The organism is Ensifer sp. M14, from assembly GCF_003355565.1.
Classification (GTDB): Bacteria; Pseudomonadota; Alphaproteobacteria; order Rhizobiales; family Rhizobiaceae; genus Ensifer.
Genome location: NZ_QJNR01000007.1, coordinates 676,310 through 690,432 on the forward strand (window position 1 = coordinate 676,310; position 14,123 = coordinate 690,432).

14 protein-coding genes are annotated in these 14,123 nt (G+C 60.2%); 5 read left to right on the top strand and 9 right to left on the bottom strand.

The window, feature by feature from the left end; all coding sequences use genetic code 11:
- Positions 1-1,031: 1,031 nt before the first annotated feature.
- The 3 genes from repC to repA all read right to left on the bottom strand — a co-directional run bounded on the left by repC (position 1,032) and on the right by repA (position 4,684).
- Positions 1,032-2,324, bottom strand: a complete 1,293-nt coding sequence (gene repC, locus BLJAPNOD_RS24825; protein ID WP_115421789.1) for a plasmid replication protein RepC — start codon at positions 2,322-2,324, stop codon at positions 1,032-1,034.
- 155 nt (positions 2,325-2,479) lie between these two features.
- The gene (gene repB, locus BLJAPNOD_RS24830) at positions 2,480-3,484 is read right to left on the bottom strand and encodes a plasmid partitioning protein RepB (RefSeq protein WP_115421790.1); all 1,005 of its coding nucleotides are present in this window, start codon (positions 3,482-3,484) and stop codon (positions 2,480-2,482) included.
- 3 nt (positions 3,485-3,487) lie between these two features.
- Entirely contained in the window at positions 3,488-4,684 is a 1,197-nt protein-coding gene (gene repA / locus BLJAPNOD_RS24835; RefSeq protein ID WP_077501639.1) for a plasmid partitioning protein RepA, read from the bottom strand.
- A 418-nt stretch (positions 4,685-5,102) separates the two neighbouring features.
- Here repA and BLJAPNOD_RS24840 point away from each other — a divergent pair, with 418 nt between their 5' ends.
- Positions 5,103-5,294, top strand: coding sequence for a hypothetical protein (locus tag BLJAPNOD_RS24840; protein WP_115421791.1), 192 nt, complete (start codon positions 5,103-5,105; stop codon positions 5,292-5,294).
- A 448-nt stretch (positions 5,295-5,742) separates the two neighbouring features.
- On the opposite strand, the gene BLJAPNOD_RS35215 is transcribed toward BLJAPNOD_RS24840, so the two are convergent.
- Positions 5,743-5,973, bottom strand: coding sequence for a hypothetical protein (locus BLJAPNOD_RS35215; protein ID WP_147294581.1), 231 nt, complete (start codon positions 5,971-5,973; stop codon positions 5,743-5,745).
- Here BLJAPNOD_RS35215 and hutC point away from each other — a divergent pair.
- A complete protein-coding gene (hutC, locus tag BLJAPNOD_RS24845; RefSeq protein WP_077501635.1) occupies positions 5,884-6,639 on the top strand; it encodes a histidine utilization repressor in 756 nt (251 codons plus the stop codon). The two genes, BLJAPNOD_RS35215 and hutC, sit on opposite strands and share 90 nt — an antisense overlap.
- Positions 6,640-6,872: 233 nt before the next feature.
- On the top strand, positions 6,873-7,511 hold the full coding sequence (locus BLJAPNOD_RS24850; protein ID WP_077501800.1) for an alpha/beta family hydrolase: 639 nt from the start codon (positions 6,873-6,875) through the stop codon (positions 7,509-7,511).
- A 46-nt stretch (positions 7,512-7,557) separates the two neighbouring features.
- Here BLJAPNOD_RS24850 and BLJAPNOD_RS24855 read toward each other — a convergent pair whose 3' ends face one another.
- From BLJAPNOD_RS24855 to BLJAPNOD_RS24875, 5 genes are all read right to left on the bottom strand, one after another.
- Positions 7,558-8,778, bottom strand: coding sequence for an adenylate/guanylate cyclase domain-containing protein (locus BLJAPNOD_RS24855; protein ID WP_244611098.1), 1,221 nt, complete (start codon positions 8,776-8,778; stop codon positions 7,558-7,560).
- Between the two features lie 208 nt (positions 8,779-8,986).
- Positions 8,987-10,456 (bottom strand): HAMP domain-containing sensor histidine kinase, encoded by a 1,470-nt coding sequence (locus tag BLJAPNOD_RS24860; protein ID WP_115421793.1) that lies wholly within the window; start codon positions 10,454-10,456, stop codon positions 8,987-8,989.
- Entirely contained in the window at positions 10,453-11,127 is a 675-nt protein-coding gene (locus BLJAPNOD_RS24865) for a response regulator transcription factor (RefSeq protein WP_077501630.1), read from the bottom strand. The genes BLJAPNOD_RS24860 and BLJAPNOD_RS24865 overlap by 4 nt, the downstream gene beginning before the upstream one ends.
- Before the next feature lie 87 nt (positions 11,128-11,214).
- Positions 11,215-11,598, bottom strand: coding sequence for a hypothetical protein (locus tag BLJAPNOD_RS24870; RefSeq protein ID WP_077501628.1), 384 nt, complete (start codon positions 11,596-11,598; stop codon positions 11,215-11,217).
- Between the two features lie 97 nt (positions 11,599-11,695).
- Positions 11,696-11,992, bottom strand: coding sequence for a hypothetical protein (locus BLJAPNOD_RS24875; RefSeq protein WP_115421794.1), 297 nt, complete (start codon positions 11,990-11,992; stop codon positions 11,696-11,698).
- A gap of 536 nt (positions 11,993-12,528) precedes the next feature.
- Here BLJAPNOD_RS24875 and BLJAPNOD_RS24880 point away from each other — a divergent pair.
- Positions 12,529-13,053: a sigma-70 family RNA polymerase sigma factor gene (locus BLJAPNOD_RS24880; protein ID WP_115421795.1), complete on the top strand. Its 525-nt coding sequence runs from the start codon at positions 12,529-12,531 to the stop codon at positions 13,051-13,053.
- Entirely contained in the window at positions 13,050-14,045 is a 996-nt protein-coding gene (locus BLJAPNOD_RS24885; RefSeq protein ID WP_077501625.1) for a FecR family protein, read from the top strand. Before BLJAPNOD_RS24880 ends, BLJAPNOD_RS24885 begins: the two co-directional genes overlap by 4 nt.
- Positions 14,046-14,123: the final 78 nt, after the last annotated feature.

A 14,123-nucleotide genomic window follows, 5' to 3' on the forward strand; every position in this document is an offset into this window, starting at 1 on the left:
CTTCCGTCCCGCCGGCCAGAATTTCCCATAGGGTAGCCCCAATAAGCCGGGTTATAACAGAGAAACCGGATGCAGAAGATTTGCCCGTTACGTCAGCGAGAACTGAGATTGATACACCCCGAGCTACTCAGCGATGCTGGACGGTTGCCGCGATGTCGAATGGCCATGGCTCCGGATCGAGCCTCATGGATCGCGGTCACTCGCGGACGGTGTAAAGCCCGTCTCTACCTCCGGCGGTCGATGCGCCGCATGTCAACAATCCTACCATCGACTTGACGAACTCCGATTTCGAAGCGGGTGTTGCCACGCCATGCGCGATAGACGAAAAACCTGCCACGGCAGTCGACCCGACGAATATCACGGAAGCCTCGATTGCGGAGCAGCCGTTCTCCCTGACTACACGTAATGCCACGACCGCTGTTGAGGCTCGTGCCGACCCCGATGTTGATGTTGATACTGGTTTGAGCGTTTGCTTTCCCGGGAACTGCCACCGGTGAGGCGACGACCGCCAGAGAAATCACCAGCGAGACGAACGAAGATCTAAATATCATCCTGTTGAAATACATAACCGTCCCCGAGTTTGACGCATGCCTGCGCTAAAATCTCGCGCAGAGAGAAGTTACGCGCAGGCCTTGTCCAAACGCAAGGCAATTTGATGCGCCTCACAACCGCTCTCTGACCTGTTTGACGATTTCAGCGGACCCACGCTGGTAATTGCTCCCGAACTGCCAACTGTGACGTTGCGAGGTTCAGGCGAGGCAACTCGCTTCTTCCGACGACCAAGGGCATTATGATCTTTCGGAGGGCCAGGTTCCCTATCTGCATCTGCTCGACATAGGCTGTCGATACGTAATGCACACTTGGTTCATCGTACCGGTGAGAACCTCACCTCTCATCTGAACGATTGACGTCTGATGGCCAGGTATGGCAGTGGCAGACAGATAAATGCCTTTGGCGTGTTAAACTCGGCGCGCGGGTAAACATCGGTTGACAGCTGTCAACCTGATCCAAAACCAAACCATGCTTTGATGTCAGTTGGCTAGCGATACGTTGCCGGGATGAGATCGAAGCAACGCCATAATCATGGGACCAACGGCAAATTCTTTCCGAAGAGACCTGCGGGTTAGGTCGCGTAAATAGCCGCCAGCTGACGTGATGTGCGCCGAGCGCTGCAGAATACATGCAAGCACCGCGGCCGCCGTTTCCGGGCCGAGCACCCGGCAAGCCTCGTCATGTGCGCCTTGGCTGACATTCAGCATGGAGCGGACGACCACGGCTGCCGTCATCAGGTCGCGCCAGGAACGGATCTCGCCGCCAGGGCCATAATCGATGATGTCAGGGCACGCCTTCAGCACCGTCGATAGCGGGAAAGCCTGTGTGGATTGACGCGGCTCGGTCGGCAACGGGTCCGGTCTACCGGCAAAGTTAGTCGTGACGGTTTCAACCGGCGGTTCCTCGACGAGAACGCTTGCTCCGCTGTTCGATCTCAAACCTGCCTGCGTTTCATTTCCCAAGCCCTGTTCAGATTCAGTAGAAGAGTCTGGTTGTGAACTCTGTATGTGGCAGCCATTTTGGCTACCATTGGTGGCCAGTTTTCGTAAATTTATTAGTTGTTCCAATTGGTTGAGCACTTCCGCACGCAAGATGCCGAGTTGGCCGAGCGTATGTTCGATTTCAGCAAGCGCAGGCTTCCTCGATAGATTATCGACGGCGAGCAGGTAACGCTGTTGCAGCCCGTTCCAGTCGGACGCCGGATCAGTTTCGCGCAGGACTTCGATGAGCTTGGAGAGGTCGCGACGGCAAAGGCTGAGACGCTCACGGGCGAGCTGTGTCTCCTGGCGGGCAAGTGCGACCTCGGCTGCTGCTGTCTGTAGCTCACGGGCGCGTGCGAGCAGCGGAGAGAGATCGAATCCAAAGGCGTCGCCGATCGACCCCTTTGTGTCTCGACGGGCGTAGCGTTTGCCATTGGGACTGTCCTTGCGGAGAATAAGGCCGGCGTCCACCAAGGCTGCCAAATGACGGCGCAAGGTCGTACCGGCCATGCCGTGCGTGCGCAGAGCCAGTTGGTTGTTCGATGGGAAAACCACCAGGCCTTTACCGCAGGTCAGCTCGACCTTCGGATAGAAGCTGAGCAATGCATTGAGCACGGCCAACGCACGGTCGGATACGCCGACGATTGCCTTGGCTTCGCAGACGGTACGAAACAGTTTCCATTTATCGATCGACTGATGCGAATCGATTTCGCTCGCGACGACTTGGCTTGTGAACATGCCAAGCGTCATCGCGCGCCGCCCAAAGGGCGTCGTCACATTTCCACGCTCCATCTCTCTTCACCTTTTCAAAGGCAAAAGAAGTTCGTTCGCCGAAACGACGTTAAAAACGCTTGACAGTGATTCGCGGAAATGGGATTCTCTAGTTGCTACACGAGAGAAGGGTTTCCGTTGCGCTAGTCGTTCGGAAGCCTTTTTCTTTTGCTCTGTTAGTCTCCTGTTTCCTCTTGATATTCGAGGTACAGAGATTTGAGCCTCTGCCTCACGAAATCTGCAAAACCCGGCGCGGCCTTCTTGTTGAAAGAAAGCGTCGTCTCGCTGTTTGTCTCCCGGATGCGCACGGGGCGGGTATCATCCGGCGCCACCCATGCCACTGCCTGGCTGCGGACCTTCACGTTGCTCAGGAATGCAAACAGCGTCTCGAAACGCTGGTCGCTCTCGCGGGCCAGGAAATCGGTACGGCGGGCATAACCATGGGCTTCGGTGACCTTGTCATCGTTGACCAAGAGATCGGCGAGTTCCGTCCATCGCCTCCGCCCAATGGATGGCGCGGCACCGATTATCTCGATGAGGTCGACCGGAATCCGGCGCACGATGGCGATCATCTTCGACAGGGCGGCCTTGTCGACGCCCAGAGATGACATGATGACATCCCGCGAAAAATTTCGGTCCTCAAGGCGAGCAGCAAACAACGCGCGCTCGATAAAGGATAGGTCGGTGCGCGCGTTGTTTTCCTGGCCTTGCGAGATCACCAGCTGTTCGTCGCTGAGATCGCGAACGACAGCCCTGACTTTGCTGCCGAGTTCTCGCACGGCGGTCAGGCGACGATGACCATAGGCCACCTGGTAGCGCCCGTCCTCGCGCGGATGCGGGCGAACCAGTATGGGAACCTGTTGTCCGTGATCCCGGATTTGCTGCAGAAGCGACTGCTCGGCTTCGGCTGCAACGCCTAGACGATCAGCGATGAAGGAAGCGTCGACGAGTGCCGGATCGAGTTCGATAATTGCCAGACCTTCGGCGAGCTGGCGTTCCAGCTCCTGAGCGCGTTCCACTTTCTGGGTAATATTCGAAAGCGAGCGCGTAATGCCGCCGATCGGACTCGATGCCCGCTGTCCGGGAGTGAGGCCGACGATTGGCCGGCCGGCGAGCGGGCGGTCATCTTCGCCGTCTGCGACGTGGTTGTCTGAAACACCGATGAGGTTCTTGCGGGCCACGGCTTACTTCCTTCCCCACACTTTGCGCAGGAGTTCCTCGATCTCGCCATTGACGAGGGTCAGGGAATCCATTGCGCGGTCGTAGGTGCCGCGGACAAATTGCGATCGTTCGACTTCATAGAGCGTCTGTTTTGTTACGCCCGCGTCGGAAACGGCTGTCGATTTGACCATGGCGTTGTGCAGCATTCTATTGCCGAAGATCGATCGCATGAAGCCGGTCATCTGGCTCTGCGGACCGTCGTTCGGCTCGAACCGGGTCACGAGATAGCGCATCCAGTCGTAGCTTGTTCGGCCGCCGGCATCTTCGACGACGCGCATCAACTCGCTGGTCATCGAGAGAAACTGGGACATGGACATGACGTCGAGCATCTGCGGATGCACGGTAATCAGCACCGATGTAGCGGCGCACAGCGCCGACATGGTGAGAAAACCGAGCTGCGGCGGGCAATCGATAATGACGATGTCGTAAAAACTCTCGATATCGGCAAGCACATCGCCGATCCGCGCGAAAAACATGGTTTCGGCCGAGCCGCTGGTCATCGCCTTCGGCGTCTCGTGCTCGAACTCCATCAGTTCAAGGTTGCCGGGGACCAGATGAAGGTTGGGCATGTGGGTCGAGCGGACGATCTCAGCGATTGGCCGCGGGTTCTCGTAGCGAATGGCGCCGTACAGCGTTTCGGATTCACCGACGTCCAGCTCCGGCTGGTGGCCGAAGAGCGCCGAAAGCGAGGCCTGCGGATCGAGATCGATCGCAAGCGTCCGATAGCCCCGAAGCGCCAGATATTGCGCAAGATGCGCCGAGGTCGTTGTTTTGGCCGACCCGCCCTTGAAGTTCATGACCGAGATGACCTGCAGTCTCTCGTCACCGCGACGATGCGGTACGTATTTTCCCGATTTTCCACCCTCGTCCAGAACACGACGAATGCGCTCGATATCGGAGACCGCATACATGCGCCGCCCGTTTGACAACGGCTCGGGGCCATGGCCCTCTGAGGCGATCTGGCGCAGATAGCCTTCGCCGATTCCGATAAAAGCAGCGGCCTCGGCCGGGCTGAAAAGACGCAACGTCTTTTGCATTTGCGGCGGGAAGATCTTCTTCTGATGCTGCTGGAGCTGATGCGCGAGTTCCAAGGCGTCGGCAGCCAGGAGCGTTGGTAAATGCTCCTGCACATCGAGGCCATGGATTTTATGCTGCAACATCGAGTTCTCCAAAAACTGCGCAAAAATTGTCTTATCGGGGCAATATGCGCAGATGCACTATGATCCGATTCGGTGTGAATGTACAAATGGATAGCCGGACGCCTGTATAAGTGGTCCACGCACCAGTGAACGCACCGGAGAGGTCATCGGTTGTCCGCGGACAACTCTGGTGATGCCGACCGGAAAGTTGCCATTGTGAACCGATTCGACCTGCCCAGAATAGCGCCGCCACGGGCGTCATCGGACCATGTGTTATTGCCCCAGAGGAGACCCCAACACCGCCGTGGGCACATCGCCCACCGCGCCGGCAATGCGCGCTATTAGAATATGGATTTAGTCGACTATTGACAGGCAGACGGATTGTGGCAAGATCGTGATGCGATGACGATGATGTCAGGCGGACTAGAAGGGGTGCAACATGTTCTATCTCGGCGGGATGACGCTTGGCTACCTTGAGCCCCCGGCTCCGAAGGCTGTTGTGCAATCGGTAAAGCCACGCATCGAGTTGACGCCGCGCGAGCCGGCGGACGATCGTGAGCGTGAGCGTGAGCGTGAGCGCGAACAGGAATGGGCCCGGGCCTTTCTGACGCCGTGGCACCTGTTTTACTGATACGGGCGCAGCCACTGAGATCGCGTGCATGAACGGTGATCATGTGGCCTCACTGCTTTTCGAAAGCAGTCCGCGATCCATGATGGTATTCCCGCAAATACGCGGGAAAGCAGATGCCGTCATAGGCACGGTCACCGAGCTGACATTATGACCACACGAGGAGCCGACGGTTGACAGCTGTCAACGCTTGGCAAGCTTTTTGGCCATAACTCCTTCGCTTGAGACGCAAGCCGGATCGCGGCGACACCACCCGGTGTATTCGTTGGTCATATCGCGCCGACCGCAGCAATAAATCAAAGCATTACAATGAGTTATGGTGGGTCTGTTCCAATCAACGGCTGCCGGGCCATGCTTGTCGGCGCGATGACGCTACCGACGGCCCCCAACGGCCTGCCACCGCCAGGCGCTCGTGGCGATGCGAGTACTGGGAGTGCTGATGGCCGATGCGTCAACCGGCGCCTGTCGGTTCCGCGAGGCCGGCCGACAGCGACGCTTTGGTGGAAAAGCAGGAAAGGGCGAGGGGAGGGCTGTCGCGGCGCTGGGAAATGTTTAAGCTTGCTGGTGACAGTAAACCACCGAGGGTGCCAACATTTCGAGCGATCAACCAGCCGACGAAACAGGCAACCAAACGCCGTCGCTTTCGTTGCACCAACGAATACTCGGGGAGGTCGAAGGTCATATTCTCTCCGGCGCGTGGCCGCCCGGCCACCGTATCCCGTTCGAACATGAATTGACCGAACAATACAGTTGCTCGCGCATGACCGTGAACAAGGCGCTGACCGAATTGGTCAAGCGCGGACTGATCGAACGTCGACGCAAGTCCGGGAGCTACGTCACCTTTCCCCATGTACAATCGGCGGTAATGGAAATCCATGACGTCAAGTTGGAGGTTCAATCCCTCGGGTTGGAGTACAGTTTCCAGCTCGATGAACGCAATATCCGCAAGGCCGAGAGCCGGGATGCGGGTCGCCTCGATCTGCCGTCGTCTGCAAGACTGCTCGAGGTCACGTGCCGGCATTTCGCCGGCGGCCGGCCTTTCTGTTTCGAGGAGCGGCTTATCAGCCTGGCAGCCGTTCCTGAAGCCGAAACGGAACGCTTTGAAACGTCAGCGCCCGGTTCCTGGTTGCTGGGCAAGGTGCCGTGGAGCACGGCCGAGCATCGCATCAGGGCTGTTGGCGCAGGTCGCGGCGCGGCACAGGCGCTCGCTATTTCGAACGGTGCTGCTTGTCTTGTGATCGAGCGCCGCACCTGGAGTGGCCGTGCGCCGGTAACCCATGTTCGGTTGACCTATCCCGGCGACAGGCATGAACTGGTGGCGCAATTCGCGCCAAGCCCGCTCGGCTAGGGGGATGCGCTCAAGCGGTTGGCGAAGACCGCGCGACGCCTGCCTCGCCGGATCGGCTCTCTGTTTCCGCTTCTTGCCAGCGGCATTTGAATTCTTCCGGTGACGCGCGTGGTCGTTTGCGTCTTGCGCAGCCTGCCCTGAGCGATCCGCGCGATTGACTGCGGCGATCGATGGTGGCCGTCGGGTTTGACATGAGGCTGCTATCACTGACGGATGAGCGCGAAGGTGAAGAGATGGAAAAGACCATGCTGTTTGATGGACCAGAGAACGCAGCCGTGACAATCCTGCTTGCGCACGGCGCCGGCGCGCCGATGGATTCCGCATCGATGACCGCCTCTGCCAAAGCGCTTGCCGCCGAAGGTTTTCGGGTCGCTCGGTTCGAATTCGCCTACATGGCGGCACGCCGATCGGGTGGCCGCAAGCCGCCACCACGTGCCGAAACGCTCAATCCGGAGTTCAAGGCCGCGGTGGCCACCCTTGGCGCAACAGGCGCGCTGCTGATCGGCGGCAAATCAATGGGCGGGCGCGTCGCCAGCATGATTGCAGATGACCTCTATGCAGAGGGGAAAATCATCGGCCTGCTTTGTCTTGGCTATCCCTTCCACCCACCGGGAAAGCCAGACCAGCTGCGCACCAAACACCTCGAAGATCTGAAAACGCCGACGTTGATCTGTCAGGGCACGCGCGATGAATTCGGCACGCGGGAGGAGGTTCCTGGATATCTGCTCTCCGACGCAATAGAAATTCTTTGGCTTGAAGACGGCGACCACGATCTCAAGCCGCGCAAGACGATCTCAGGCCATTCCGCCGCGGATCACCTGAAAACCATGGCTGAGACCGTCTCGCGCCGAGTGGGCGATCGTCTGGAGTAGACGACTGCTGCCGTCCCTCATGCAGGGACGCGAGCCTCCATCCCGATCATTCCGCCGCTTGAGCGGTGCCGGACGAAAATGCGAAGACGTCGATCGGCTCATCGAGCCCCTTCAAGGCAAAGGCGCCCAGATGTTCCATTTCGCGCGTGCGTCCCGCCAGTTCGACGAAGGCGCGTGACAACAGCACCGGACGCTTCGCCTGCTTGGTCAGGCTTTCCAGCCGCGACGCGATATTGACGGCCGGCCCGATCACCGTGAAGTCGAGCCGACGGCGCGAGCCGATATTGCCGTACATCACGTCGCCGACGTGAACGCCGATGCCGTAGCCCAGCGCTTCGCGTCCTTTTGCCAGGTTTTCCTGGTTCAGGGTGGCGATCGCGGCCTCCGCTTCGCCAATGGCCTGCAGGAGGTTCTCACTGGCTTGGGCATTGCTGAGCGGGAAAATCGCCAGCAGGCCGTCGCCCATGAATTTCAAGATCTCGCCGCCATGCCGCTCGATCGGCTCGGACATCGCGTCGAAATAGCCGTTGAGAAGCTCGATCACGTCATCCCGCGGCCATAGGTCGGAGAGCTTGGTGAAGTCGCGAAGGTCGCAGATCAGGATTGCGGCGCTGACGGTCACACCGCTTCCTCGCGTGGTTGCGCCGGCAAGGATCTGTTCGCTTGCATGCGGCCCGACATAGGTTTCCAGCAACGTTCGCGCCATCCGGTTCTTTAGCCGGATTTCGCTGACAAGCGCCAGGACCGGCAGCAAGCCGGTGAGGCTTTCGAGATGGACCGCCTCGAAACCACCCTTGCGGTCGCTGGCGAAGGTCACGACATGGCGCTTGCCGAGCGTGTGTTCGAGCGGCAGAGCGATATATTCGGTCAGGCCGTCGGCGCGCAACTCGTCATAGAGCGCGTTCGGCACGTCGTCATCGGCCGCCACCTCGAGGTTCTTGCGAACCTGGCTGGCGCCATTGTTGATCGCGTAAAGCGGGCTGTTGAGGTATTGTGACGTGTCTTCGACGCCATAGTCGTACATGCGAATGTCCGCCTCCGACAGTCCCTTGCGCCAGAGGATGCGGGCGCCGAGCCATTGCGGGTGATGGATCCGGAAGTGCAGTGTCGCGCGCGCAAGCGGTACGCCGGCCTGCACCAACCGCTCGCACAGATCCACGAAGATATTGTCGATGAAGCGTTGGTCGCGGGTCTCGGTGACCAACCAATCGAGAATCTTTCTGCTCTCCATTGGCAGGGCGCCGCTTTCATCCAGCGCTCCGGCCATGGCCTGGGATGAAGTCTGCATCGCAATTCTCCACTCTGCTCTGACGGTCCTGCTCGTATCGAAACGGGAGCTCTCGGGAAAGCCGACCGTGAAACGCCGAGACATATGTGGACCATCGGCCGGCTCTTGATAAGAGCCAGGGCGAAAAGTGATCTGAAAAGCTGAGGCCGCCGATGCCGGCACGTTTTCCACCGCCGCCCGGCGCCGTTCACGCGCTGGCGGTCGATAGGATCGCCGGATGATTGACGTCGAGAACAGGCAATTGCAGCCGTATCCGCGCGCCGGACCAGGAGCCGTAGAGGATGTCGATGCGGCCGCCATGCAGCCGGGCGATCTCACGGGCGAGATTGAGCCCGAGGCCGGCACCGCTCGAACGCGGGCGCAAACGATAGAATGGTTCGAAGACACGCTCCCGTTCGTCGTGGGGAATGCCGGGACCGTCATCATGAACTTCGATGCCGCCTCGTGCGTCGACCAGCACGGTTATGGTTCCGCGGTTGCCACCATGCTCGACGGCATTGCGCAGGAGGTTGGCAACGGCCTGTTCAATCTGCTGCACATGAATGCTTGTTGGCACTGGCTTCGTCGCTTCCGCCTCGAAGGCCAGTTCGTAGCCGGCTTCGAAAGCAAGCGGTGCGAAATCGGCAGCAAGCGTTTTGGCGAGCGCCACGAGGTCAACGACCTCGCGGCTGCCCGTGCTGTGCTCAAGCACCTGTCGCTCCAGAAGCTGTTGCGCCAGGTGCGATAGCCGCTCGATATCTTTCCGCAGTCGCGCGCTCTGCGGATCTTCCTGCAACAATTCGGCGCGGGTGCGAAGGATGGCGATCGGCGTGCGCAGTTCGTGTGCAGCGTCGGTCAGGAAACGATTGCGTTGGTCGTAACCTTCGTCCAGACGGGAAAGCGCGTTGTTGAAGGCATGCACCATTGGCGCGATCTCCGTCGGTACCTGGGCCGTTTCCAGCTGCACCGCGCGATTGTCGATATCGATCCTCCCGGCCTGGTCGGCCGTTGCAACGAGACCGGCAAGCGACCGTCGAACGACAGCCGGCGTAGTAACCAGCGTGGCGACCCCCATAACCAGAATGATCGGCAGCAGCAGGAAAAGGACAAGGAGCGCCAGGACGGGCAGCACGCGCAGCCAGTCGGGATCGCCATCGGCATCCTTTGCCATGTTGGCATCCACGCTGATCTCGACTTCGAGCCCGTGGTTCTCGTCGCGCGACGAGATCGAGGAGGCAAGGATCTGCACCCGGCCGATATCGGTGTCGACATTGGCGAGCGCGGCTTCCGGCCTCCGATCGCCTTCGTCGAACCGCAAGGTTGCGCGACCGATGTTCTTCAAGAGTTCGCCGCCAGCCGCTTCATATGCCGCGGGAATGCTGCCTTCCTGGACCACATGTCCGCCGGTATCGCGGATGACGAACCAGAGATTGGGAAAATCCTCCCGAAACGCTCGCAGCTCCTCGGTGTCGCGCACCAGCAGGCCGCCTGTCTCGTCGCGGGCCAGGGCCTCGGACAGGTGCTTTATGGCCGCCTCGTTGTCGATAATCAGCCGCGGCTGGGCGATCGTCAGGATCGCAACCAAGAGAACGATCAAGGCGACGAACGTCGCCGCCTGCAGCAGGATGAGGCGGCGCACCAGCACCCATTGAAGCGAGCGTGGACGAGATTTTTTCATGCCGTGGCGCGCAGGAGATAGCCGAGGTTGCGGATTGCCCTGATCTCGACACCGGCTGCGACCTCTTCGAGCTTTCGCCTCAGCCGCGAAAGGTGGGAATCTAGCGCATTGGAATCGATCTCGTCTTCCATCGCGTAGACGGAATCTTCCAGTGTCGCGCGAAGCACGGTGCGGCCCGGCCGGCGCATCAGCGCCTCCAGTGCCAGCCTTTCCCGCCGCAACAGGTCAAGCGGCTTGTCGTCGACGACAGCCTCGCGATGGCGGAAATCATAGGTCAGGCGGCCGACCAGGATCTGGTCGGACTTGAGCGTGACGGGACGGCGACCGAGTGCCCGAAGCCGCGCCATCAGCTCCTCGACCGCAAACGGCTTGGCGAGATAGTCGTCGGCGCCGCCATCGAGCCCGGTGACGCGGTCGTTGATGGTGCCGAGCGCCGTCAGCATCATGATCGGCGCCTCGACGCGCAACGCACGCAGCTTCGGAATGAGGCTCAGGCCCTCACCGTCGGGGAGGCGGCGATCGAGCACGATCACGTCATAGGACCAGAGCTCGACGACGGCCTCGGCATCGGCGAGCGTGGAAACATGATCGACGATCACCTGTCGACGCTCGAGCGCGCTCTTCAGGGCCGATGCCATTTCGGGCTCGTCCTCTAGCAGCAAGATGCGCATGCCGATCTCTCCTGATTGCGGCTCCGGACGGCCGGTGACCGCGGTGCCGAATGCATCATTTCTCAAATCAAAGCGGAGTTGAAGTGCTCACTCGCATTCGAGCTTTGGTTGACGGAAATTGGTGACGTACCAGCGGCCGCCCTGCTGGCGGGCGTAGAATGTATAGAAGCATTCCTGCTCCTCGACATAGCCAGGCGTTACGTATTCTTCATAACGCTGGCCGCGCCGCGTGTCGCGGATCTCACCGCTCGTCGAGCCGGAAACGACATTGGTCGAGATCTTGCGCCACTGATAGGCGCGCTGATCCCAGCCAAGATCGAGCACCGCCGTCGGCGGGCCGTAGTCGATGATGACCGATTCCACCGGCTGGCCGATATAGTTCTTCATTTCGGTGGAGGCGCAGCCGGTCAGAATGACGGTGGCGGTGGTGGCGATGACGGCGAAAGCGCCGCGCGCGTTATAGAAGGGCATGTCCGATCCCGGGTTCGAATTGTCTGCCCCGGAGCTAATCTGCCAAGATTACATAGACATTGCGGTCGTCTTCGAGCATTGCGCCACGCTGTCGGCGTCAGGCGGCCCGGTTGGCGGGAGCGTCGTCGATACTGGCATAGACAAGTCCCGGCTGAACGATCCACTCGCCCTGCCTCAGCGACTGCACGTCCGGTCCGCCACCAGCGTTGCGCGCGGCCACGCCGACGAACCGATACCGAAGCCCGCTGCCGTCGGTTACCGTCTCGCGGATGGGCCGCCCGGCGAGGTATCCGACAACCTGCCCTTCGAAGCGCACATTCGCGAGGATGAAATACTCGGTGGGCAAATTCCGGCTCTGTTTTGGAGAGAGCTTGAACGCGCTTCTGATCTTCATCGTTTTATCTCGTCATAGGTTTTTCGTTTGCTCTTCGAGCACCGTTTCGCGCATGCACGCCGGGAAGGAGAAGGCGGCTGTCTGAAGCCATCTGAAAGCGGCATGAGCATGGCAACAGCGTTCAAGTTTGCGCTCGTTCGTCGTTTCGCTGCACGGCTGATCATCCAAGAATGCCGCACCCACGCCGAGAGCCTATTCCGACCGACCGTAGAAAATCGCTTGGTAAGATGTGGCCTGGGCATAAGGAAAGCGTAAGGCGCTGTGCCCAGGGCAGGCCATCCGTTTCGACCGGTCAGGCGGCCGTGGCAGGTGCGACTGACGGAGCGTCGTCGAAGCGGTTTTCGGCTCGAATGCTGCACCATTCAGACGGAATGGGAGGCGTGCACGGCCGTGATGTGATAAAGATGAGTTTTGTTCTCATATTTGTTGTGTGCGTTGCAAGGACGCGCTAATGAACGCCGCGGCCGGCCTTCTGCCGGCGCATTGCCGTCCATCCTCTTCCCGCCGGCCGGTCCGGATCCGCCCTGAAAACAGACATGTCAGAGAAATCAGCTTCGCATTTGATGCTCGACGACGCGATCGTGACCTACTACGACGAGCTTTGCGTGATGACGCGGCAGTGCGGTCACGCGTCGGCAACGGCGAACGACGTCGTTCACGAGCTCTATGTCCGGCTGGTGGACCGGCGCACTTCGCTTGAGGGCAAATCGTCTTTGCGCGCGTTTCTGCGCCGCGCTTGCACCAATCTCGGCATCGACCGGCTGCGGCGCGATCGTTTCGAACTGAAGCTTTTCTCTGGCAGCGAAGAAGAAGCTCTTGGTGTTGCCAGCGATATCGCTGCACCCGACGCCAATATCGATCTCCGCCGCAGGCTGTCTATCCTGAAAACAGCCATCATGGAGATGTCGCTGCAACGACGGCGCGTGTTTCTCGCCAATCGGATCGGCAATTTGAGCTCCGACGAAATTGCCCTGCGCACCGGCATCAGCCGCAACATGGTGGACCGGCATCTGCGTAAGGCCTACCTGCATTGCCTCGACCGCCTGGAGGACGCGATATGACCGCGCTCGACGCACGGCATCTACCAACCGGCGGAGAGCCTGAACGTGGCCGCAAGGACCGTGAAAAGCGGGTGCGCGAGCAGGCGGTGGACTGGCTCGTGCGCCTGAACGGCGACCCTTCGGATAAAGAGTTGCAGCTGGCGTTCGAACGGTGGCGGTCGGAAGACCCTGTCCATGCCGAGATTTTTGCGCGGGCGCAAAGGGTGGTCGGCGACGCGACGCTGTTGATCCGGCGCGAGCCGGAGTTTGCCGAGAGGGCGGTGCGCGCGCCTGCAAATCGTCGAAAGACGATCGCGTCGCTCGTGACCATTCTCGTTGCCGGTGCCGGCATCTTTCTTGCGTTCGACGGCGCACTATGGATGCGCGCCGACGTCATTGCAGGCAAGGGGGAAAGGCCTGTCTTGAGGCTAAACGATGGCTCGACACTGCAGCTCAACGCCCAATCGGCCGTTGCCTATGAATTCACGCCAAGCGAGCGCCGTATCGTTCTGTTGCGCGGCGAGGCATTCGTCGAAGTCGCACCCGACGGAAACAGGCCCTTCGTCGTCGAGGCGGGAGCAGGAGCGACGACCGCACTCGGAACGGCCTTCGACGTCAACCTGACCGACGACGGCGCCAGCGTCACGGTGCTGGAGCACGCGGTGTCGGTTGCGACTGACACGGCAACGCCGCCACGTCGCGTCGAGGTCAACGAGCAGGTGAGCTACAACCAACAGGGCAGGCTCGGCGATATCAAGCCGATTGATCCGCTGCTGGCAGTTGCCTGGCGGGACGGGCGTCTCGTCTTCGAGGAACGCACCATTGCGTCCGTCGTCGAGGAAATCGGGCGGCACGTTCCGGGCACGATCCTGATTGCCGATGCCACGGTCGGGGCAAGACGCGTCTCCGGCAGCTTCGACCTCTCGGATCCGGTCAGGGCATTGCAAGGCCTTACCGAAGCCTTCGACGTCAAGATCACCAGGTTCGGCCCCTACGTCACGATCCTGCGCTAAAAAAATCGAAACAGGGTGTCCCTGACGGGGCACCTCGTTCGTCCAGAAACCAGACCGGCCTTTTCGCGGCCACCTCCA